Below are 22,833 nucleotides of genomic sequence, written 5' to 3'. Positions count from 1 at the left end.
GCCGCGCGTCGGCGGTCACTTGAGCGCCCCCAGCGTGACGCCCGTCCGCCAGTAGCGGCGCATCGCGGTCATCATGATCGCCAGCGGGACGATGGAGAGGAGGGCGCCGGTCAGGACGAGGCTGGTCACGTCGATGCCGGACTCGGCGCGCTTGCCCGTCCAGTTGTAGAGGCCGAGGTTGAGGGTCCAGTTCTCCTCGCCGCGCAGGACGGTGAGGGGCAGGAAGAAGGCGTTCCAGGTGTTGACGAAGGCCAGCAGGAAGACCGTCGCGCCGCCCGTGGTCATCATCCGCAGCACGATGCTGAAGAAGATCCGCAGCTCACCGGCGCCGTCGATCCGCGCCGCCTCCAGCAGTTCGAAGGGGATCGTCGCCTCGGTGTAGACCTTCGCCAGATACACGCTGAAGGGGTTGATGAGGCAGGGGATCAGCATCGCCCAGGGTGTGTCGACCAGGCCGATCTTCGAGAACATCAGATACAGCGGAAGCGTGAGCAGGGCGATGGGGATCAGGAAGGAGCCCACCACGGCCGCGAACACCACGCCCCGGCCGGGGAAGTCGAAGCGGGCCAGGCCGTAACCGGTTGCCAGCGCGATGAACGTGCCGCCGAGGGAGCCGACACCGGCGTACAGGAACGAGTTGGCCGTCCAGCGCAGGAAGATGCCGTCCTCGTAGGTGAACAGCTGGTGCAGGTTGTCCCAGAGGTGCATGCCGGAGAACCACAGGCCGTTGCTCTGATACAGCCCGACCTGGTCCTTCGTGGCGGCGACGATCAGCCACCACACGGGGAACAGGCTGTAGACACTGGCCAGGATCAGGCCGAGCAGGATGAAGCGCTGGCCGCCGCGCCCGCGCGAGGCGGGGTCGGGGCCGGCGATCCGCCGTACGGGGGGCGAGCCTGACCTCCCCGACTCGGCGGACTTCGCCGGGGTGCTGGGGGAGTCGGTGGTCGTGGCCATCAGTCGACCTCCTTCGAGGTCAGCCGGTAGAAGAGGAGGGAGGCGACACCGAGGATCAGGGCGAGGAGCACCGACAGGGCGGCGGCGTACTGGTAGTTGCCCGCGTTGAACGCCTGGTTGTAGATGATCATGATGGGGGTGAAGCTGCCGTCGACGGTCTCGGGGGTGATGTTCCGGAACAGCGCCGGCTCGTTGAAGAGCTGCAGCATCTGGATGATCGACAGCAGGCCGGTCAGCACCAGCGCCGCGCGCACGAACGGGATCTTGATGCTCAGGGCGATCCGGATCTCGGAGGCGCCGTCGAGACGGGCCGCCTCGAACAGCTCGCGGGGCACCCCTTGGAGCGCCGAGTAGATGATCACCATGTTGTAGCCGATGCCGTGCCAGGTGAGCAGATTGCCGATGGACGGCCACACCATGGAGGGCGCGAAGAAGTTCCAGTCGAACCCGAGGAAGTCGCCCATCGGGGTCAGCGGGCCCACGGCCGGGCTGTACAGGTTGATCCACACGATCGCCGCGACCACACCGGGGATCATGTACGGGACCAGCAGCACGATCCGGAACCGGTTCGCGGCCTTCGCGGTGAGCGCGTCCAGGAACAGCGCCAGGACGAGGCTGACCAGCAGCATGAACGGGATCTGCACGCAGGCGAACAGCACCACCCGCAGGATCGAGCCCATGAACGCCGAGTCGGTCAGCCCCAGCTGGTAGTTGTCGAACCCGGTGAACTCCCGGGTCGCGCCACCGAGGCCGAGCCCGGACCGCTTCTCCTGGAACAGCGACTCGTAGACCGCGTAGGCGATGGGCAGCAGATAGAGGAAGACGAATCCGAGCTGGAAGGGCACCGTGAACGCGGCACCCTTCCAGCGTTGGGAGCGAATCATCGAAAGATGCCTCAGCCCTTGACGTTGATGCCGCGCGACTTCAGGTCCTCGACCGTCCACTCCTGCATGTGGGCGAGCAGGTCGGTGACCTTCTGCTCCTTGCTGACTACCTTGCCCCACTCGCTCTGCAGCTCGGTGAACATGGCGGTCCAGTTCGGGCCGTAGACCCAGTCGGTGGTGACGGTGCCCAGGCTGTCCGTGACGATCTTCTTGGCCGGCTCGTAGTTGTCGCCCAGCAGCTTCTCGGAGATCGCCTCGGCGACGAACGAGTCGCTGTCGGCCAGTCCGGGCATCACACCGCTGCCGGTCTCGGGGCTCGCCATCGACTTCACCGCGCCGGGGTCCGTGGACAGCCACAGGGCCGCCTCCGCCGCCTGCTTCTTGTGCTCGCACTGCTCGGTGACCAGGTTCATGCCACCGCTCTGGTTGGTGCCGGCCGGAGTCTTCGCCGCCTCCCCCTTGTACGTCGGCCACGGGGTGAGCGCCCAGTCGCCGAAGGAGTCGGTGAAGTTCTGCACCATGCCGGCCATCTGCCAGGTGGAGATCTGCCGGGTGACCGTGCCGCCCTTGTCGTAGTTGCGCTGCACGGCCGCGTAGTCGGCGAACGAGAGCTTGGAGTTGAGGTCGCCGTCGATGATCTGCTGGATCACGTCGGCCGCCTTCAGGCTGCCCTCGTCCTGGAAGTCCACCTTCCAGGAGTCGCCGTCGATCGCGTACCAGTGGGCGCCGGCCTGCATGGCCAGCACCTCCAGGGTGCTCGGGTCCTCACCGGCGTAGTTGGTGATGTGGATGCCGTGCTTCTTCAGAACCTTGCCGGCGGCTATGAAGTCGTCCCAGGTGGCCGGGGCCTTCAGGCCGTACTTCTCGAAGACGTCGGTGCGATAGATCGTGAACGCGGGCGCCGAGCTGGTGGGCACGCCGTAGACCTTGCCCTGCACCTGGACACCGGCCCACGCGCCGGCGTTGAACTTGTCCGCGCTCGACCCGACGTACTCGGTGATGTCGGCGAGCGCGCCCTGCGACACCCAGGTCGTCACGTACTCGGCGGTGTTCTGCACCAGACAGGGCGCGTTGCCCGCCTTCACCGCGTTGCTGAGCTGCTTCTGCATGGTCAGCTGGTCGGTGACCTTGGTGTACTTGAGCTGGACGTCCTTGTGGGCGGCGTTGAACGACTTGACGAGGGCTTCCTGGCCGTTGGCCCAGCCCCAGAACGGGAGGGTGACCGGGCCGGTGGCTCCGGAGGAGCCGTCGTCGCCCGAGCCCGAACCACCGCACGCGGCGAGCAGACCTGTCAGCGCCACACTCGCGACGGCGATGCGGGCGAACCTTCTCCGGGGGCTGCTGGAGTTCATCGAACGGCATCCTTCGAGACGTAGACGATCGCGGAAGGGGGAGCGAGGGGCGGCTCGGTGGGGCGACTGCGAGCGAGGCGGACCGTCAGCTCGGGTCTCGGGACCCCTGCGGAACGTTGTAGTAAACGGTTGCTGTGAAACGTAGGTCGCCTGATCGGCTCCACGCAAGAGCGCGACGGCAAATTGTTACGCCGGATGGTCGTCGGGGTTGCCGGAAGCTGTCGTCCGGTGGCCGCCGGGTTACGGTGAGTGCGCAGGTCAGAGACGCGTCGATCAGGATGCGGCCATGGTGGAGCGGGTGCGCGCGGCGATCGGTGGCGCGAAAACGTTTACGCGACGGCCACCGAGACCCCGCCCGTCGGGCCACGTTGCGGATGGTCGCCCGGCCCGGCCCGCCCGACGCCCTGCGCCGGCTCACCGCATCGTGTCCTTCCCGCGGGACGGCCGCGGCGTGAGGTGCGAGGACGCGTGGGGGCACGGGTCAGGCGACCCTGGCCAGATCCGTGTGCCGTACCTCGTGGGCCGGTGGCAGCCCCGAGGCGAGACGCTCCAGCTCCTCGACGACGGTACGGCCGAGGCGCTCCAGCTCGTTGCCGAGGGAGCCCGCGATGTGCGGGGTGAGGAAGACGTTGGGGAGGCGGTAGAGCGGGGAACCGACGGGCAGCGGTTCGGGTTCGGTCACGTCCAGGACCGCGCTGAGCCGGCCGGAGAGCAACTCGTCGGTGAGCGCCTCGGGGTCGACGAGGGCGCCCCGTGAGGTGTTGATGAGCACACCGCCGTCCCGGATGAGCGCGAGTCTGCCGCGGTCGAGCATGCGATAGGTCTCGGGGATGTCGGGGGCGTGCAGGCTGACGATGTCGCTGGTCCGCAGCAGGTCGTCCAGCGCCATCGGCTCGGCGCCCAGTGCGGCGGCCCCCGCCGTGTCGACGTAGGGGTCGTACAGCGAGACGGCGAAGTCGAACGGCTTCAGCAGTTCCAGGAGTCGGCGGCCGACGCGCGAGGCCCCGATGACTCCGACCCGGCGGCCGACGTTGCCGATGGCCGCGGTCTCGGCGGGGGAGGGGTAGGTGTGTGTCCTGCGGAAGCGTTCGCGCTGGTCGAAGGCGTCCTTTCCGGCCAGCAGGATCATCGCCAGGGTGTACTCGGCGACCGGCAGCGCGTTGCCGGCCACCGCGCTGGAGACGGTGACCCCGCGCTGCCAGAGGGCTTCGCCGACCAGCGCGCGGACCGAGCCGGCGGCATGCAGGACGGTACGCAGCCGGGGCGCCGCCGCCAGTACCTCCGCGTCGAGGTGCGGACAGCCCCAGCCGGTGATCAGCACCTCGGCGCCGGCCAGTGCGGAGGTGGCCACCGGATCCGTGAAGTCCCGCACCACGACCTCGGGATCGATCTCGATCACCTCCCGGAGCCGTGCCATGAGCGGAGGCGGGAAGAGCAGGGGCAGATGCACCGGATCCATGGCGAACACGGCTCGCGTCGACTGGGCGCTGGGCATGACTCTCCTGGAGAGCAGGGGGGTGGACGCAGGGGCTGCTGCGGGAAACAGTTTCAGAAAACGTCTTCTACCGTAGATCCGGTTCCGGCGGACGGTCAATCGTCGCGATCGGGTGTCGCACTCCGTGGCTCGCCTGAGGTCGTCTGCGTATGCGCAGGTCGTGCGGCTACGGGAGGGGACGTGGGGTGGGCGGCCGGAAGATGTCGGCCAGCTCCGGGGGGTGAGGGGTGTCTGCCGCGACAGAAGGGGTGGTTGATGTCCCGATGTGGCGTAATCGATTACTCCATGTGTCAGGTGGCCATGTGTCAGGTGGCCGTGTGCCAGGTGGTCATGTGCCAGGTGGTCATGTGGCCGGTTGCCGAAACGGTCGAGGTGTAGGCGATACGGCTCCGGAAGTGGATCAGGATCTCGGCCGCACGACAACCGGTTCCAGCAGGTGACGCAGTTCGAGCTCGTGACCTGACTCGCGTGGTGACCGGAAACCGTAGCCGATTCGGCGAATTTGCCCTGGTCGCACGGGGGTCCGCCCCCGCCCGGAGTGGCATCCGGCCATGTCCCGGGGGTTACGCGGAGTTTTCGAAAACTGGTCGAGCCTCTTGACGCGGTTTGCGGTCAGGAACAAGCTCTGCCCCGTCGGCCGGTAGAAACCGGTTGTTGTCGAGAGGTGGTCACTGCTCGTGGAGGTGAGGTGTCCATGCATACCCGTGCCGATGGTCCCCTGAGCCGCCGTCGATTCCTCGCCCTCTCGGCGGCCGGTGTCACGGCCGCTGGGGCGGCTCTGAACGGCTGTGCGCTCCCCGTGGCCGGTGGTGTCGGCGGTTCGGGCGAGACCGTCACGCTGATGGTGAAGGCCGAGGACATCTCCCCGGAACTGATCAGGCAGGCCCAGCGTGGCCTCGGCATCCGCATCGTCACGGTGAGGTACGACATCACCAAGCTGATCGCGATGCTGACCAGCGGGAACCCGCCCGATCTGGTGCGCGGCGTGGGCGCCGTGGACACGCCGTACTACGCGGCGCGTGACGTGGCCGAGGAACTGGACCCGTACTTCGCCGCGAGCACCGTGCTGAAGGCCGACGACCTCGACCCGGTCAACGACCTGTGGCGCTACGACGGCCGCACCCAGGGGAAGGGGCCGCGCTACGGGATGGTGAAGGACTTCTCCCAGGACTCCATGTACTGGTACAACACCGCGCACTTCGACGAGGCGGGCATCGCGTACCCGCCCACGTCCGAGCCGGTCACCTACGAGGAGTGGCTGGACCGGGCCGAGCGGCTCACCCGGCGGAGGAACGGTCAGACCATCGTCTTCGGCGGCAGCTACAACGGTCTCTACGAGGCCACCAACCTCTCGACCCTGACGGCGGCCGCCGGTGGCAGTCTCTTCGACGACGACCTCGCCCGGATCGACTTCACCACCCCGGAGGCCCGTAAGGCACTGGGCTGGTACATCGACTACTGCCGGACCAGGGTGGGCCCGAGCGCGATCCAGCCCGACCCCAACGCCTGGGACGGGCCCACCTACCAGGCGGGCCGCATGGCCATGAGCAACAGCGGCTACTGGCTCGGCGGGATGATCAACACCGACGAGAAGCTGGCGAAGGTGTCCCGGCTGGCCCCCGCCCCGGTCTTCGCGGGCGGCGCCCGGGTCAGCCCCTGCCAGGGCGGTACCGGTTTCTGGATGCCGAGGAAGGCACGGAACAAGGACGCCGCCTGGCGGGTCTTCGAGTGGTTCTTCGGCGAGGCGCCGGCCAAGGCCCGCGCGGGCGGCGGCTGGGGCATCCCGAGCCTGAAGTCGCTGCGGCCGCTGATGCCGGCCGAACACGACCACCAGCGCCGGGTGCTGGCGGCACAGGAGGCCGAGCTGGAGCACTTCTCGGTGATCTCCTTCACCCCCTACATCACGGCGGAGGGCTTCAAGGCCCTCTTCAACCAGGTGGCACCGGCGGCGATGAAGGGCGAGATCTCCGTCGACACCCTCGCCGGGCGCCTCAACTCCACCATCAACGAACAGCTCGACCGCGGGAAGGAGCAGGTCGGATGAGGGCCGAGGGAACACCCTCCGCGGCGACGCGCGGGGCGACCGGCGTCCGGGTGGCACCGGCGGCAGCCGCCCGGCCGGCCGGAGACCGGCCGCCCACCTCGATGTCCACCCGCAGGCACCGGGCGTTCTACATGTTCGCCTCGCCCTGGATCATCGGCTTCCTGCTGCTCACGATCGTCCCGATGGTGTACGCGCTGTGGCTGAGCCTCACCACCTACGACGGGATCTCGCCGCACTGGCGGTTCATCGGGCTCGCCAACTACCGCGAGCTGTTCGCCGACCCGGTGACGTGGGACGCCCTCGGCCGTGCCGGGCTGTTCGCGCTGACCTCGGTGCCGCTGTCGATCGTCGCCGGACTCGGGCTCGCCGTCCTGATCAACCGGCCGCTCAGGGCACGGGCACTGTTCCGCACTCTGCTCTATCTGCCGGCCGTCGTACCGCCGGTGGGCGCCGGCCTCGCCTTCAAGTCGCTGTTCGACCAGAACTCCGGCGCGGCCAACGGGGTGCTGAACATCTTCGGCATCGACGCCCTCGGCTGGCTCGCGGATCCGTACGCCCGCTACGTCCTGCTGATGACGGTGCTGTGGGCCGCGGGCAACGTCATGATCATCTCGCTGGCCGGGCTCCAGGACGTGCCCCGTGAACTCCACGAAGCGGCCCGGATCGACGGAGCCGGCGCCTGGCGGACCTTCCGCAGTGTCACCGTGCCGCTGCTGTCGCCGGTGCTGCTGTTCCAGACGGTGACCGGGGTGATCGCCTCGGTGCAGACCATCATGCCGCTGCTGCTGGCCGCCGAGCCCACCACGGGCGGCGTCACCGCGATCCCGCAGTCCAACTACATGTACATGATGCATGTGTTCGCCGAGTACTTCGCGCTCGGCCGTTACGGCTACGCCTCCGCGCTGCTGTGGGTGCTCTTCGTCCTGATCCTCGTCGTCACCGGTCTCATCTTCCGGTTCACGTCGGGCGTGGTGTTCTACAACGTCGATCCGGAGGCGAAGAAGTGACCGTCACCAGCGACACCGCCGGCACGTCCGACACTCCCGGCACCCCCGGCACCTCGGATTCCGCCCGCACCTCCGGTTCCGCCGTCGTGCGCGGCACCGCCGCCACCGGCCGGTCCCGCCGACCGTCCGGCTCCCCGGGCGGCTCCCCTCCGGCCGCCGTACGGCTGCGTACCGGCCGGCTCGTTCTCTACACCGTGCTCGTCGTCGTCACCGGGCTGTTCCTCGGCCCCTTCGGCTGGCTGGTCCTCACCGGGCTGAAGACCTCCGCAGAGACGGCCGCGGCGCCGGTGCACTGGCTGCCCGCGGACTTCCAGTGGCACAACTTCGCCGACGCGTTCCACCTGATCGACTTCCTCGGCTACGCCCGCAACTCCCTGATCATCGCCTTCCTCTACGCCACCCTGGTCACCCTGAGCTCGGCCTGGGTCGGCTACGGCTTCGCCCGTCTGGACGCACCCGGGAAGAAGACGCTGTTCGGCGTGCTGCTCGGCTCGATGATGCTGCCCCAGATGATCACGCTGCTGCCGACCTATCTGATCTTCGCCCGACTCGGCATGGTCGACACCTACTGGCCATGGGTGCTGTGGGGCCTCGCGGCGGCGCCGTATCTCGTCTTCCTCTTCCGGCAGTTCTTCGCCGGGCTGCCCCGGGAGCTGGAGGAGGCGGCGATCGTCGACGGCTGCGGCTACGCCACGATCTTCTGGCGGATCTTCCTGCCGCAGTCCTGGCCGGTGCTCTCCGCCAGCTTCGTGATCGCCTTCACCTGGACCTGGGGCGACTACATCGCACCCCAGCTCCTGCTGTCCACGGACCGTTCCACCCTCGCGGTCGCCGTGATGTCCACCTACGTCACCTCCGCCGGGACGCCCGTCACCCACCTCCAGGCCGCCGCCTCGGTGATGTACGTCGTCCCCATCCTGCTGATCTTCCTCGTCGCCCAACGCGGCTTCGTCGCCGGGATGTCCACCTCCGGACTGAAGTAAGTCCCGCCCCCGTCACCGCGGTCGCCCACCGATCCCCTCGACTCCCCTCGCACGCAAGGACGTTGATCATGAACGAAACCCAGGGCCCGGGTCTGTCCCGACGCACCCTCCTCCAGACCGCCGGCGCCGCGGCCGCGGCCTACACCCTGCTCGGAACGGCCACCGGCACCGCGAGCGCGGACACCGGCACCGCGAGCGCGGACACCGGCACCGCGAGCGCGGCCGACGGACCGAGAACCGACCGGCTGGTGGTGCACCCCGTCCCGACCGGGCTGCCCCTGAACACCAGCTTCTCGGTCAAGGCCCGCACGCCGGACGGCGAGTGGCAGCCGGTGCCCGTCATCCGGGCGCGCACCAAGACCATCAACGAGAAGACCGGCGCGGGCGTCGTCCGCAGCTCCTCGGTGGCCAACCTCGACTTCCGCGGCACCGTGGAGGTCCAGGTCACCTCCTCCAAGGGCGCCATCCCCTCCGCGCGGATCCGCCCCCTGTCGTACGACATCGCCCACGAGGTGAGCGGCGACACCGTCACCTTCAGCCTCACCGAGCCGCGCAACCTCTCCATCGAACTCGGCGACGCCGACGCAGGCGCCTTCGACCTCTACGACAACCTCCAGCTGCACGCCAACCCGATCGAGAAGTGGCGGCCCGAGGAGGACGACCCGGACGTCATCTACTTCGGACCGGGCATCCACACCGTCCCCGACAACGTGGTCAAGGTGCCCAGCGGCAAGACCGTGTACCTGGCCGGCGGCGCGGTCCTCAAGGCCCGCGTGGAGTTCAGTCACGTGGAGAACGCCCGGCTGCTCGGCCGGGGCATCATCTACGACTCGGACGCCGCCACGCTGGTCGCCTTCTCCAAGAACATCGAGATCGACGGCATCCTCGCCCTCAACCCGAAGACCGGTTACTCCTGCACCATCGGCCAGTCGCAGCAGGTCACCGTCCGCAACCTGCACTCCTACAGCTTCGGCCAGTGGGGCGACGGCATCGACGTCTTCAGCAGCGAGGACGTGCTCATCGAGGGCGTCTTCATGCGCAACAGCGACGACTGCATAGCCATCTACGCCCACCGCTGGGACTACTACGGCGACTGCCGCAACATCACCGTCCGCGACTCCACCCTCTGGGCCGATGTCGCCCACCCCGTCAACATGGGCACCCACGGCAACCCCGAGAAGCCCGAGACGATCGAGAACATCGTCTTCAGCGGCATCGACGTGCTCCAGCACCGCGAGCCACAGGTCCTCTACCAGGGCTGTTTCGCCCTCAACCCCGGCGACAGCAACCTCATACGCAACGTCCGTATCCAGGACGTCCGTGTGGAGGACTTCACCTGGGGCCAGTTGCTCAACATGCGGGTGATGGCCAACCGGTACAACGCCTCCCCGGGGCGCGGCATCGAGGACGTGTACGTCCGCAACCTGACCTACAACGGGACGCACGCCTCCATGGCGATCCTGACCGGCTACGACGCGGACCGCCCGATCAAGAACCTGACCTTCCAGAACCTGTCGGTCAACGGCACGGTCGTCCACGACAAGATGAAGAAGCCCGGCTGGTACCTGACGACCGACATGGTCCCGATGTTCGCCAACGAGCACGTCAAGAACCTCCGCTTCCTCGACGCCGACACGGCGGCCGCCACCACCGCGCCGGAGATCACCAGCGCGGGCGAGGTCACGGCCGTCGCCAAGCGGGTCTTCAACCACCTGGTCACGGCGAGCGGGCTGCCCACGTCGTTCGCCGCGGAGGGACTGCCCGGGGGTCTGTCGTTCGACACGAGAACGGGCCTGATCTCCGGTGTCCCGTTCCGCCCCGGCTCCTGGACGGTCACCGTCTCGGCCACCAACAGCGCCGGTACGGCCACCCAGTCCCTCACGCTCACCGTGCGGCACCCGTAGGACCAGGAGAGACATCCGTGCTTCCCCTCAGCAGACGGTCGTTCCTCGGCGCGGCCACCTTCACGGCCGCGGCCGGCGCCGGAATCCTGTCCGCCGCCTCCGCCGCCTCCGCCGCCTCGGCCTCTGCCGCGTGGGCGCGCTCCGCCGAGGCGACCCGCACCTTCAGCCACCCGGGCCTCCTGCACGGCGCGGCCGATCTGGACCGGCTGAAGCGTGCGGTCGCGGCGAAGGAGTCGCCGATCCACGACGGCTATCTCGTCCTCGCGGCCCACGCCCGGTCCAAGGCGACGTACACCGTGCAGAACACGGGGCAGATCACCTCCTGGGGGCGCGGCCCCACCAACTTCATGAGCCAGGCCGTCGCCGACTCCGCCGCCGCGTACCAGAACGCGCTGATGTGGTGCGTGACGGGCGAGCGGGCCCACGCCGACAAGGCGCGGGACATCCTCGACGCCTGGTCCTCCTCGCTCACCATGATCACGGGCGCCGACGGTCCGCTCGGCGCGGGACTGCAGGCCTTCAAGTTCGTCAACGCCGCCGAGCTGCTGCGGCACACCGGGTACGACGGCTGGGCGGAGGCGGACATCGCCCGCTGCGAGCGGTCGTTCCTCGACGTCTGGTACCCGGCGGTCTCCGGCTACATGCTCTACGCCAACGGCAACTGGGACCTGACGGCCCTGCAGACCATCCTGGCCATCGGCGTGTTCTGCGAGGAGCCCGTCCTCTTCGAGGACGCGCTGCGGTTCGCCGCCGCGGGCGCCGGCAACGGCAGCGTCCGCGGTCGGATCGTCACGGCGGCCGGCCAGGGCCAGGAGTCCGGCCGCGACCAGGGGCACGAGCAGCTCGCGGTCGGCCTGATGGGCGACGCGGCGCAGGTGGCCTGGAACCAGGGCGTGGACCTGTGGGGCTTCGACGGCAACCGTCTCCTGGCGAACGCCGAGTACGCCGCCCGCTACAACCTCGGCGGCGACGTCCCCTTCACTCCCGACCTGGACCGCACCGGCAAGTACATCAAGAAGACCGTCTCGGCCGTCGGCCGCGGCAATCTCCCGCCGGTCTACGAGATGTACCTCGCCCACTACGCCGGGGTGCGCGGCCTCGACACCCCCGCGACGAAGGCGGCGGTCTTCCGGGGCACGGGGGGCGCCCGCTTCGTCGAGGGCACCAACGACGACCTCCCGAGCTTCGGCACCTTCGCCTACGCCGGGGCGACGGCCCCCGCGTCGACACCCGCACCGGAGCCCCCGGCCGGGGTCACGGCGGTGGGCGCCCCCGAGGCGGTGACCGTGGCCTGGCTGCCGTCGGCCTGGGCCACCGGGTACACCGTCCGGCGGTCCACCCGCCCCGAGGGCCCGTACGAGGAGGTCGCCACCGGCCTCCACGAGCCGACGTACACCGACGGGGAGGTGCGCCGGGGACGGACGTACTACTACACCGTCGCCGCCGCCAACTCACGTGGGAGCAGCGGTTTTTCCAGCCCTGCCGCCGCCTCCGCGGGCCTCCCCGGGCCCTGGGGCGCCCGGGACCTGGGGACGGCGCGGATCCCGGGATCGGCCCTGTTCGACGGCGAGCGGTTCGTGCTCCGGGCGAGCGGTACGGCGGACACGTACCACCTGGCCCATCTGCCCCTGCGGGGCGACGGCACGGTCACCGCCCGGATCGTGTGGCCGCTCAGCTCCCAGTACTCCAAGATCGGCGTCACTCTGCACGACGCCCTCGACGCGGACGCCGCGCACGCCTCGATGCTGATCCAGGGTCTCCCGCTGCACACCTGGAGCGGGGTGTGGACCGTCCGGAAGGCGGCCGGGGCCGACCTCTCGGCGACCGGCAGCACACCCGTGCCGCCCGCCCAACAGCAGGCCATCACCACGGCCGCCGCGTTTCCGATCTCCGGCCTGGGGACGCTCCCGGAGTCGGCGACCCCGCTGGAAGCCCCGTACGTCGAGGGCGCGGGCGACGGCTACCGGCTGCGGGCGCCGTACTGGGTGCGGGTGACCCGCGAGGGCCGCCGCTGCACCGGGGCGATCTCGCCGGACGGCGTCCGCTGGACCGATGTAGGCAGCTCCGAGGTCGACCTGGGGCGGACCGTGCACGCCGGACTGGTCCTCACGTCCTGTCTGGGCGTGGACGAGGAGTACGCCGACTCCGGCACCGGCGCCTTCGACAACGTCACCGTGACCTCCGCCGCCGGGGGAGGGGTCTGGTCCGTGGCCCGCCCCGCCCGACAGGTCACCGACCTCAGGGCCACCACGGGGGCCGACGCCGTCGAACTGACCTGGACCGATCCCGACCTCTCCGCCCGCTACCGGGTGCGGCGTGCCACCGGCGTCGACGGCACCTACCGGACGATCGCGACCGGCGTCGCCCCGGTCGGCTTCGGCGCCCGCCTCCGGTACGCGGACGCCACCGGCAACCCCGGCACGACGTACCACTACGTCGTCACGAAGACCAACGAGGCCGGGCACGGCCCCCGTTCGAAGCCGGCCTCCGCACGGATGCCGTCCCCGACCGCCCCTCGACTCACCTCCGTCCTCACGGCGTTCGCCGGCAGGGGCGTCCCCTTCCAGTACCTGATCCGTGCCTCGCACACCCCCGTACGCTTCGGCGCGAGCGGACTCCCCGAGGGCCTCCGCGTCGACGAACGCAGTGGTCTGATCTCCGGAACCCCCACCCGGACCGGCGAGTTCACCGTCACCACCACCGCGGGCAACGCGGCGGGCGAGGCCTCCGGCACGCTCACCCTGACCGTAGGCACACCGCCGCCCGCCCCCTGGTCGTACGGCGATCTCGGCGACGTCGTCCTCGACGAGCGCGCCTTCGGGACCCTGGGCGTGGTCGCGATCCGTACCCCCGGCCATACGGCGTACGAGGAGGACGGGACCTTCGTCGTACGGGGCGCCGGCGTCGACCTTTCCGTCAACAACCAAGGCATGACCGGGCAGTTCGTGCGGCGGCCGGTCACCGGCGACTGTGAGGTCACCGCCCGGCTGGTCTCCCGTACCGGCGCCGTCGCCGACCGGGTCGGGTTGTTGATGACCAAGTCGCTGTCGCCGTTCGACCAGGCGGCCGGGGCGATCGTCAGCGGCGGGACGAGCGCCCAGCTGATGCTCCGGACGACCGTGGCCGGACGGTCGGCGTTCACGGGCGGTGCCACCGTCGCCGCCCCCTGCCTGCTGCGGTTGAGACGCGTCGGGACCGCGTTCTCCGCGGCGGTGTCCACAGACGGAGGAGTCACCTTCACCCCCCTCGCCGACGGAGAGATCCCCGGCTTCGGTGACGCCCCCTACCACGTGGGCCTGGTGGTCTGCTCCCGCGACCCCCTGGCCCACGTCACCGCGCGATTCAGCGAGGTGAGCATCACCCCCCTCTAGTGCCTGGCGGGTCCCTCGGGGCCCGCGAGGCACCTCCATGGAATGGAGACAAGCAATGAGCCGCACTTCCCCCCACACGAGCCCTGAAGGGCTCGCTCCCGAGGGCGAGTTGAGCCGCAGAGGTCTGCTGCGGACCGCCGGCGGTCTCACCGCCGCCCTCGCGCTGGGCGCCGCCTCCTCCGTAGTGACGACGGCGGAGGCGGCCCCGGCCGCCTTCACCCATCCCGGCATGCTGCACGCCTACGGCGAACTCAACCGCGCCAAGGTGCGCGTGGCCGCCGGCGACGACCCGTGGCTGTCCGGCTGGAACCGCCTGACCGCCAACTCCCACTCCGCGAGCACCTGGACGCCCAACCCGCAGGCCACCGTCATCCGCGGCGGCACCGGCGAGAACTACGGCATCCTCTACAACGACATCCACGCCGCCTACCAGAACGCGCTGCGCTGGAAGATCGCCGGTACCACCGCCCACGGCGACGCGGCCGTCCGTATCCTCAACGCCTGGTCGTCGACGCTCACCACCGTCACCGGCAACGCGGACCGGTTCCTGGCCGCCGGGATCTACGGCTACCAGTTCGCGAACGTCGCCGAGCTGATGCGCGGCTACGGCGGGTTCGACCTGGAGCGGTTCAAGACGATGATGCTCAACGTCTTCTACCCGCTCAACAACCAGTTCCTGAACAACCACAACGACGCCTGCATCACCAACTACTGGGCCAACTGGGACCTGTGCACCATGAACTCGATCCTCGCGATCGGGATCCTGTGCGACGACGGCGCCAAGTACGACCAGGCCGTGAACTACTTCAAGAACGGCGCGGGCAACGGCGCGATCCGCAGGGCCGTGCCGTTCCTGTACGACAGCCAGGGCCTCGCGCAGTGGCAGGAGTCGGGCCGCGACCAGGGGCACACGATGATGGGCATGGGCCAGATGGGAGCCTTCTGCGAGATGGCCTGGTCCCAGGGCGAGGACCTCTACGGCTACGACAACAACCGGTTCATGAAGGCCGCCCAGTACGTCGCCAAGTACAACCTCGGCGAGAACGTGCCCTTCACCGCCTACACCTGGGGCACCGGCCAGAACTGCGCCCAGCAGACCCACACCGTGATCTCGTCCAGCGGCCGGGGCCAGCTCCGCCCCGTGTGGGACCTCCTCCACTACCACTACGCGCGGCGACGGGGCCTGTCCGTCCCGTACATCACCCGTATGGCGGAGAGCGTCCGTCCCGAGGGCGGCGGCGGGGACTACGGCCCCAACAGCGGCGGCTACGACCAGCTGGGCTTCGGCACCCTGATGTACGCCAAGTAGCCACGCCCCGGATCGGCCCCCGTCGCCCGAACGGCGGCTCGGGACCCCGCACGACCGGAATACCGCGAAGGGATGTGGTGCTCTGAGGTGGACGACGGTTCACGAGCGGGCGGCGTGAGGAGCTGGTGCGCGGATGACGGCAGACCGGCGGGACCCCGTGGTCAGGACGCCCTACGGGGACGTACGCGGCACGTACGAGTACGGGGACGGCCCCGGGGACCGGATCGCGGTGTTCCGGGGCATCCCGTACGCGGCCCCGCCCTTCGGCCCCCGCCGGTTCCGCCCGCCCTCCCCGCCCGAGCCCTGGTCGGGGGTGCGGGACACCGTCGCCTTCGGGCCGACGCCTCCGAAACCGCCGTACTCGGAGGCGTTCGCCCGCTATCTGTCGGACCCCGTCGTCCCGGGCGACGACTGCCTCAACCTGAACGTGTGGACGCCGGAGCCGGGTCACGGGGCCCGGCTGCCGGTCATGGTCTGGATCCACGGCGGCGCCCTCACCCGGGGCTCCTCGGCGGTCCCGGTCTACGACGGCGCCGCCTTCGCCCGTGACGGGGTGGTGCTGGTCTCTCTCAACTACCGTCTGGGCGTGGAGGGTTACGGCCTCTTCCCGGACGCCCCGCCCAACCTCGGGCTGCGTGACCAGCTGGCCGCGCTGGAGTGGGTGCGGGAGTCGATCGCGGGGTTCGGCGGTGATCCGGACCGGGTGACCCTGGCCGGCCAGTCGGCCGGCGCCATCAGCGTCGGCGCGCTGCTGGCCATGCCCCGCGCCCGGGGCCTGTTCCGACGGGCCGTGCTGCAGAGCGGGCCGCCGGAGGCGCTGGACCGGGACAAGGTGCGCCGTATGGTCCGCCGGATGGCGAACCGGCTCAAGGTCCCGGCGACCGCCGAGGCCTTCGCCGCCGTGGACCGGTCCGCGCTCGCCGAGGCGCAGGCCGAGGCCGGCCGGCTCAGCAGCCCCGTGCTCGGCGGTCCCGCCTTCGGCATCGTCGTCGACGGCGACCTGCTGCCCACCGACCCGCTGGAGGCGCTGACCGAGCACGGCGCGGCACCGGGGATCGACCTCCTCATGGGCTGGACCCGCGACGAGCATCGGCTCTGGCTCGTCCCCGGCGGCCTCCAGGAACGCGTCGACCGCCTCGGGACGGTCGCACTGGCCGGCGCCCGCGCCCGCTGTCACTGCGGCCCCGAGATCCCGCGCGCCTACCGCGAACTCCACCCGGACAAGGGCATCGCCGACCTGGTCGGCCGGCTTGTCACCGACCACCTCCTGCGGGTCCCCCTGCACCGGGTGGCGGACGCCCGCGTCGACCAGGCCCGGTCCTACGTCTACGAGTTCGCCTGGTCCTCCGGCCTCCCGGCCCTCGGTTCCTGCCACGCCCTCGAACTCGGCTTCGTCTTCGACACCGGCGACACCCCCGCCTCCGCCAAGCTCGCCGGCGAACACGCCCCACGCGACCTGGCCACCGCCCTGCACTCCGCCTGGGTCGGCTTCGTGGCGGAGGGCACCCCCGGCTGGCCGGTGTGGGACCACACCCATCCGGTCCGCGTCTTCGACTCCCCGGACGCCGAGCCCCTCGCCTTCGGCCCCTACGACCCCGAACTCGCCCTGTGGGCCGCGGACGCGCGGCGACCGCGCAGGGTCCAGGGCGGCGGCACCTTCGTCACCTCCGGCGGAGGCCCACTGCCGGCGCTGCGCCGCTTCCGCCGGAGTCCCTGAGGCCCGCTGTCCTGCCGGTGCCGTCCCTATCCGTGGTCCGCGCCGGGTCCGGCGGTGCCGTCCGTGGGCGTCGGTGGTCTGGTGTGGAGGATCTCGCGGGCCTGCTCGGCGGCGCGGGTGGTGTTCTCGCTGACGAAGTCGAGGAAGCGGGCGACGTTCTCCAGGCGGGCGGCGGCGGGAGTGCCGGTGCCGAGGACGCCGACGCCCTGGCGGGCGGTCTCCACGATCTGGGCGATGGCGCGGGCGCTGGCGATCATCGACTGGTACCAGACGTCGTCGTCGACGATGTAGCGCTCCCGGCGGCGCTCGCCCTGCTCCCGGCGGACCATGCCCTGGCCGTCCAGGAACGCGATCGCCTTCGAGACGGACGCCGGGCTGACCTGGAGCCGCTCGGCCAGTTCGGACGCGGTGAGGCTGCCGCTGTCGGTGAGGGTGAGACAGGCCATCACCCGGGCCATCATCGTGGGCATGCCCGAGGCCATCATGACGTTCGTGAACGTCTCCTCGTACTCGCGTACGGCATCGGCGTCGCGGCCGTGGGCCTGCTCGGGGGTCTGTGCCGCCGGGGGAGTGGTCCGGCGGCGCCGGTGGGCGCGGCGTTCGGTGGCGCGGTGGGCCAGGTCGGCGCGGTAGGCGGTGGGGCCGCCGTTGCGCATGACCTCACGTGTGATCGTCGAGGTGGGGCGCTCGAGGCGTCGGGCGATCTCCGCGTAGGCGAGGCCGTCGGCCAGCCCTAGCGCGATCTGCTGGCGTTCCTGCTGGGTGAGCCTGCCTCCCGGCATCGCTGTCTCCTTCGTACTCCGTGGTGCGCCCACTCTAGCGTTCACATTCAATCCATTGCAACGTGACCCGTCGACGTTGTTGCGTTACCTTCACGGCCGTTGCAATGATTTCCAGGCTCTCACCTGCGTGTATGGCATTACTGCGCAACGAGTATGTTGCTCAATCTTCGAACGCAACGTAGCTTTTCCGTTGTCGGAAACGAAGAGCCGAAGGAGAGACACCATGCAGAAGTTCGAGACCCCCGCCCCCATCTCCGCCGTCCTGAACATCCCCGCCGGGCGCGTGCGGTTCATCGCCGCCGACCGGGCCGACACCACCGTCGACGTCCGGCCCGCCGACGCCGCCAAGGGCCGGGACGTCAGGGCCGCCGAGCGGACCACGGTCGACTACCGCGACGGGGTGCTGCGGATCCAGGCCCCGGAGGCGAAGAGCGAGCTCTTCGGCCCCTCCGGCAGCCTGGAGGTGACCGTCCAACTGCCCACCGGCTCCCACGTCCAGGCCAAGGCCGCCGCCGCCGAGTTCCGCGGCGTCGGGCGGCTGGGCGACGTGGCCATCGACGGCGCGCACGGCCAGGTCAAGCTCGACGAGGCGGCCAGCGCCCAGCTGAACCTGCTGGCCGGCGACGCACTGGTCGGCCGCCTGGCCGGCCCCGCCGACATCACCAGCGGCAAGGGCGACCTGCGCATCACCGAGGCCGTCCGCGGCACCGTCACCCTGCACACCGGGTACGGCGAGATCTCCGTCGGCGCCGCCGCCGGCGCCTCGGCCTCCCTGGACGCCGGCACCTCCCACGGCCGGATCCACAACGCGCTCAGGAACAGCGGGGACGCCGACGCCCGGCTCGACATCCACGCCACCACCGGCTACGGCGACATCACCGCCCGCAGCCTCTGACCCACGCCCCTTGCCCCGCAGCCCTGAAGGAGCACTCCCACCATGACCACCCCGGCCATCGCGGCGAACGGACTGCGCAAGTCCTACGGAGACAAGGTCGTGCTCGACGGCATCGACCTGACCGTCCCCGAGGGGACGATCTTCTCCCTGCTCGGCCCGAACGGCGCCGGCAAGACCACCGCCGTCAAGATCCTCTCCACCCTCGTCCCGCCGGGCCCCGGCTCCGGCGGGATCCGGGTCGGCGGCCACGACCTCGCCGCCGACCCGCAGGCGGTCCGCGCCGCGATCGGCGTCACCGGGCAGTTCTCCGCCGTCGACGGGCTGATCACCGGCGAGGAGAACATGCTCCTCATGGCTGACCTGCACCACCTGAGCAGGAAGGAGGGGCGGCGGGTCGCCGCCGGCCTGCTGGAGCGCTTCGACCTCACCGAGGCCGCCAGGAAGCCCGCCTCCACCTACTCGGGCGGCATGAAGCGCCGGCTCGACATCGCCATGACCCTGGTCGGCGCCCCGCGGATCATCTTCCTCGACGAGCCGACCACCGGGCTGGACCCGCGCAGCCGCCACAACATGTGGCAGATCATCCGTGAGCTGGTCTCCGACGGCGTCACCGTCTTCCTCACCACCCAGTACCTGGAGGAGGCGGACGAACTCGCCGACCGCATCGCCGTGTTGAACGACGGCCGGATCGCGGCCGAGGGCACCGCCGACCAACTGAAGCGGCAGATACCCGGCGGGCACGTCCGCCTCCGCTTCACCGACCCCGCCGCCTACCGCTCCGCCGCCTCGGCGCTGCGCGAGGTCACCCGGGACGACGAGGCCCTCGCCCTGCAACTCCCCAGCGGCGGCACCCAGCGCGAACTGCGCGCCGTCCTCGACCAGTTGGACTCCGCCGGCATCGAGGCCGACGAACTCACCGTGCACACCCCCGACCTCGACGACGTGTTCTTCGCCCTGACCGGCACCGACGTCCCCACCCAGCCGAACCAGTCCAAGGAGACCGCCCGATGAGCGCCCCCCTGGCTCCCGCCCGCCCGAACCCCGTCGCCCTCGCGGTCCGTGACTCGTCCACGATGCTGCGCCGCAACCTCCTGCACGCGCGCCGCTACCCGTCCCTCACCCTCAACCTGCTGCTGACCCCGATCATGCTGCTGCTGCTCTTCGTCTACATCTTCGGCGACGTGATGAGCGCGGGCATCGGCGGCAGCGACCGCTCCGACTACATCGCCTACATCGTCCCGGGCATCCTGATGATGACCATCGGCGGCACCGTCGTCGGAACCGCGGTGTCGGTCGCCACCGACATGAACGAGGGCATCATCGCCCGCTTCCGCACGATGGCGATCCACCGCGGCTCCGTCCTCGTCGGACATGTCGCCGGCAGCGTGCTGCAGTGCGTGGCCAGCGTGGTGCTCGTCGGCGCCGTGGGTGTCGCCATCGGCTTCCGTTCGGTCGACGCCTCGGTCCTGGAGTGGCTGGCGGCGTTCGGGCTGCTCGCGCTCTTCTCCCTGGCGCTCACCTGGATCGCGGTCGGCATGGGTCTGTCCAGCCCGAACGCCGAGGCCGCCGCCAACAGCGCACAGCCGCTTGTCCTGCTCCCGCTCATCTCCAGCGCCTTCATCCCGGCCGACACGATGCCGGGCTGGTTCCGGCCGATCGCCGAGTACCAGCCCTTCACCCCCGCCATCGAGACCCTGCGCGGACTGCTCCTCGGCACCGGGATCGGCCACAACGGCTGGCTCGCCGTCGCCTGGTGCCTCGGCCTCGCGGTGCTCGGTTACTTCTGGTCGACCTCGAAGTACGACAGTGACGCGAAGTAGACACCGCCGGCCCAGCACCCCGCGCCCCGTAGGGGCGCGGGGAACCGCGCGTCAGGCCACGACGCGCCCGCACCCGGCCGAGCACCTCACCCCGCGGGCGCGACCCCGCCCCCGCCCACCGCCCCCACCGAATCACGCACCACGACATGCGTCCCCAGCAGCAAGTGCTCGTCGGCAGCGGAGCGCCCCCGCTCCAACGCCGTCCGCACGGCCAGCCGCCCCAACTCCTCGTACGGCACCCGCACCGTCGTGAGCGGCGGATACAGATCACGCGCGAACGGAATGTCGTCGTAGCCCACGAGGGACACGTCCCCCGGCACCGACACCCCCGCCTCGCGCAGCGCGGTCAGCGCCCCCGCCGCGACCATGTCGGTCGACGCCATCACCGCCGTGAAGTCGAGCCCCTCCTCCAACGCCCGCCGCGTCGACCGGTACCCCGAGTCCCGGGTGAAGTCCCCGGCCAGCCGCAGCGCGGGGTCCGTCTCCACTCCCCGCGCCCGATGGGCCGCCAGATAACCCCGCTCACGCCCCTGCGCGGTCGTGTGCTCCGGCTTCCCCCCGAGGAAGAGGATCCGCCGGTGCCCCTTGGACAGGACATGCGCGCACAGGGCGTACGCGCCGCCCTCGTTGTCGTACTCGATGACGGTGACCGGCGCTCCGGGGTCCAGCGGCGGCCGTCCGCACAGCACGAGCCGGGACCCGGCGGCCGCCAGCCCGTCGGCGACCCGCGCGGTGCGCGACCGGTACTCGGGGGTGTCCGCGCCGCCGCCGACCAGGATGACGGCGGCGGCCCGCTGCGCCCGCATCGTCTCGATGAAGTCCGCCTCGTGCGCGGCGTCCCCGTCGGTGCTGCACACCAGACAGAGATGGCCGAGCCGGGTCGCCTCGCGCTCCACACCGTGCGCCATCAGCGCGAACGAGGGGCCGGTGATGTCGTCGAGGACGAAGCCGAGGGTGGGGGTGCCGGCACCGGCGATCGCCTTGGCGCGGGCGTCGGCGACGTAGTCCAGTTCACGGACGGCCCGCAGCACCTGCGTGCGGGTCGTGGCGCTCACCGGGTAGACCCCGCCGAGCACCCGCGACACCGTGGCCGCCGAGACGCCGGCCCGCGCGGCGACGTCCCGGATCGTGCTGCGGCCGCCGTCCGCGTTCTTCCTCGTCATGCGCCACCCCGCCCCACTTCTCGGCACCACCTCGGTAACCGGTTTCCCCGGGAGGGAGGCTAGCAGCGGGTGAACGGTGGAGGCCCCGGATCCGTCAGCCCAGTGACTTGGCGATGGCGGAGATCGCCTCGGGGCCCACCCGGCAGCATCCCCCGATCAGCCGGGCCCCGGCCGCCCGCCACCCCTCCACCTGCTCGGTGGTGAACGTCGACCGCCCGGTCCAGGCGCGCGCCGACGCGTCCCAGGTCTCGCCGCTGTTCGGGTACACCACGACGGGCTTGCCGGTGACCCGCACCGCCGTCTCGATCGCGCCGTCCACGTCGTCGGGCGAGCAGCAGTTGACGCCCACGGCGACGATCTCCTCGGCGTCGGCGGCGAGCGCGAAGGCCTCCTCCAGCGGCTGCCCGGCGCGGGTGCGGTCACCGGCGACGGTGTAGGACAGCCAGGCGGGCACGTCCAGACCCCGGACCGCCCGCAGCAGCGCCTCGGCCTCGTCCGTGTCGGGGATCGTCTCCAGGGCCAGGACATCGGGGTGGGTGGCGGCCAGTGCCTCCAGGCGGGGCCGGTGGAACCGCTCCAACTCGGCCCCGCTCAGCCCGTACCGGCCCCGGTACTCGGAGCCGTCCGCGAGCATGGCCCCGTACGGGCCGACCGAGGCGGCCGTCAGCAGCGGGCGCGTGATGCCCCGCGCCTGGGCCTCCACCGCCGCGTCGACGGCCAGCTCGACGCTCAGCGACATGAGTTCGGCGGCCCGCTCGCGCCCGATGCCGCGCTTCGCGAAGCCCTCGAAGGTGGCCTGGTAGCTGGAGGTGATCGCCACGCTCGCGCCCGCCTCGAAGTAGGCGAGATGGGCCTCGGTGATCGCCTCCGGCTGCTCCGCGAGCAGCCGCGCCGACCACAGTTCGTCGCTCAGGTCGTGGCCGGCCGACTCCAGCTGGTTGGACATACCGCCGTCGAGGACGAGGACTTCGGCGGCGAGGGCCGCCGCGAAGGGGCCGACGCGAGGACCGGGGACGTGGGGGAAGCTGCCGGGTGCGTTGCTGGTCATGCCGACGACGGTAGTCGAGGCACGCAGGCGGGCCCCCGAGTGTGTCCATCAAATGAACAGATTGACCACCATGTGGACTGCGGCGGTACGATCACGCCCTCC

General features: G+C 70.6%; 17 protein-coding genes. 10 read left to right on the top strand and 7 right to left on the bottom strand.

All coding sequences use genetic code 11. The features are described from left to right. Positions 1-15: 15 nt before the first annotated feature. The 4 genes from K1J60_RS10130 to K1J60_RS10115 form a co-directional block, all read right to left on the bottom strand. The gene (locus tag K1J60_RS10130) at positions 16-957 is read right to left on the bottom strand and encodes a carbohydrate ABC transporter permease (RefSeq protein ID WP_259407652.1); all 942 of its coding nucleotides are present in this window, start codon (positions 955-957) and stop codon (positions 16-18) included. Next, positions 957-1,841: a carbohydrate ABC transporter permease gene (locus K1J60_RS10125; RefSeq protein ID WP_220645925.1), complete on the bottom strand. Its 885-nt coding sequence runs from the start codon at positions 1,839-1,841 to the stop codon at positions 957-959. Before K1J60_RS10125 ends, K1J60_RS10130 begins: the two co-directional genes overlap by 1 nt. 11 nt (positions 1,842-1,852) lie before the next feature. Beyond that, positions 1,853-3,193 (bottom strand): ABC transporter substrate-binding protein, encoded by a 1,341-nt coding sequence (locus K1J60_RS10120; protein WP_220645924.1) that lies wholly within the window; start codon positions 3,191-3,193, stop codon positions 1,853-1,855. Positions 3,194-3,674: 481 nt separating this feature from the next. Beyond that, positions 3,675-4,688, bottom strand: a complete 1,014-nt coding sequence (locus tag K1J60_RS10115) for a hydroxyacid dehydrogenase (RefSeq protein ID WP_220645923.1) — start codon at positions 4,686-4,688, stop codon at positions 3,675-3,677. A 694-nt stretch (positions 4,689-5,382) separates the two neighbouring features. Here K1J60_RS10115 and K1J60_RS10110 point away from each other — a divergent pair. The 7 genes from K1J60_RS10110 to K1J60_RS10080 all read left to right on the top strand — a co-directional run bounded on the left by K1J60_RS10110 (position 5,383) and on the right by K1J60_RS10080 (position 17,023). After that, positions 5,383-6,732, top strand: coding sequence for an extracellular solute-binding protein (locus K1J60_RS10110; protein WP_220645922.1), 1,350 nt, complete (start codon positions 5,383-5,385; stop codon positions 6,730-6,732). Beyond that, on the top strand, positions 6,729-7,739 hold the full coding sequence (locus tag K1J60_RS10105) for a carbohydrate ABC transporter permease (RefSeq protein ID WP_220645921.1): 1,011 nt from the start codon (positions 6,729-6,731) through the stop codon (positions 7,737-7,739). Before K1J60_RS10110 ends, K1J60_RS10105 begins: the two co-directional genes overlap by 4 nt. A 164-nt stretch (positions 7,740-7,903) precedes the next feature. Further along, positions 7,904-8,722, top strand: a complete 819-nt coding sequence (locus tag K1J60_RS10100; protein WP_259408254.1) for a carbohydrate ABC transporter permease — start codon at positions 7,904-7,906, stop codon at positions 8,720-8,722. Positions 8,723-8,790: 68 nt separating this feature from the next. Continuing rightward, entirely contained in the window at positions 8,791-10,626 is a 1,836-nt protein-coding gene (locus K1J60_RS10095; protein ID WP_220645920.1) for an Ig domain-containing protein, read from the top strand. A 17-nt stretch (positions 10,627-10,643) separates the two neighbouring features. Further along, positions 10,644-13,997: an alginate lyase family protein gene (locus tag K1J60_RS10090; RefSeq protein ID WP_220645919.1), complete on the top strand. Its 3,354-nt coding sequence runs from the start codon at positions 10,644-10,646 to the stop codon at positions 13,995-13,997. Positions 13,998-14,052: 55 nt separating this feature from the next. Beyond that, entirely contained in the window at positions 14,053-15,306 is a 1,254-nt protein-coding gene (locus tag K1J60_RS10085; protein WP_220645918.1) for an alginate lyase family protein, read from the top strand. A gap of 133 nt (positions 15,307-15,439) precedes the next feature. Next, positions 15,440-17,023 carry a carboxylesterase/lipase family protein gene (locus K1J60_RS10080; RefSeq protein ID WP_220645917.1) on the top strand — a complete coding sequence of 528 codons (1,584 nt, stop codon included), beginning with the start codon at positions 15,440-15,442 and terminating at the stop codon, positions 17,021-17,023. Between the two features lie 26 nt (positions 17,024-17,049). On the opposite strand, the gene K1J60_RS10075 is transcribed toward K1J60_RS10080, so the two are convergent. Beyond that, positions 17,050-17,805: a GbsR/MarR family transcriptional regulator gene (locus K1J60_RS10075; RefSeq protein WP_220645916.1), complete on the bottom strand. Its 756-nt coding sequence runs from the start codon at positions 17,803-17,805 to the stop codon at positions 17,050-17,052. 223 nt (positions 17,806-18,028) lie between these two features. On the opposite strand from K1J60_RS10075, the gene K1J60_RS10070 reads away from it, so the two are divergent. From K1J60_RS10070 to K1J60_RS10060, 3 genes are read left to right on the top strand one after another with little or no spacing between them, the layout of a single operon-like run. Continuing rightward, on the top strand, positions 18,029-18,700 hold the full coding sequence (locus tag K1J60_RS10070; RefSeq protein ID WP_220645915.1) for a DUF4097 family beta strand repeat-containing protein: 672 nt from the start codon (positions 18,029-18,031) through the stop codon (positions 18,698-18,700). Between the two features lie 42 nt (positions 18,701-18,742). Next, entirely contained in the window at positions 18,743-19,711 is a 969-nt protein-coding gene (locus tag K1J60_RS10065) for an ATP-binding cassette domain-containing protein (protein ID WP_220645914.1), read from the top strand. Further along, positions 19,708-20,520 carry an ABC transporter permease gene (locus tag K1J60_RS10060; protein WP_033531501.1) on the top strand — a complete coding sequence of 271 codons (813 nt, stop codon included), beginning with the start codon at positions 19,708-19,710 and terminating at the stop codon, positions 20,518-20,520. Before K1J60_RS10065 ends, K1J60_RS10060 begins: the two co-directional genes overlap by 4 nt. 86 nt (positions 20,521-20,606) lie before the next feature. On the opposite strand, the gene K1J60_RS10055 is transcribed toward K1J60_RS10060, so the two are convergent. Together K1J60_RS10055 and mmuM are read right to left on the bottom strand one after the other, a co-directional pair. Further along, on the bottom strand, positions 20,607-21,683 hold the full coding sequence (locus tag K1J60_RS10055; RefSeq protein WP_220645913.1) for a LacI family DNA-binding transcriptional regulator: 1,077 nt from the start codon (positions 21,681-21,683) through the stop codon (positions 20,607-20,609). A 94-nt stretch (positions 21,684-21,777) separates the two neighbouring features. Beyond that, positions 21,778-22,731: a homocysteine S-methyltransferase gene (gene mmuM / locus K1J60_RS10050; protein WP_220645912.1), complete on the bottom strand. Its 954-nt coding sequence runs from the start codon at positions 22,729-22,731 to the stop codon at positions 21,778-21,780. Positions 22,732-22,833 lie beyond the last annotated feature (102 nt).

The sequence above is a fragment of the Streptomyces akebiae genome (assembly GCF_019599145.1).
GTDB lineage: Bacteria > Actinomycetota > Actinomycetes > Streptomycetales > Streptomycetaceae > Streptomyces > Streptomyces akebiae.
This window is presented reverse-complemented; position numbering and strand designations above follow the sequence as displayed.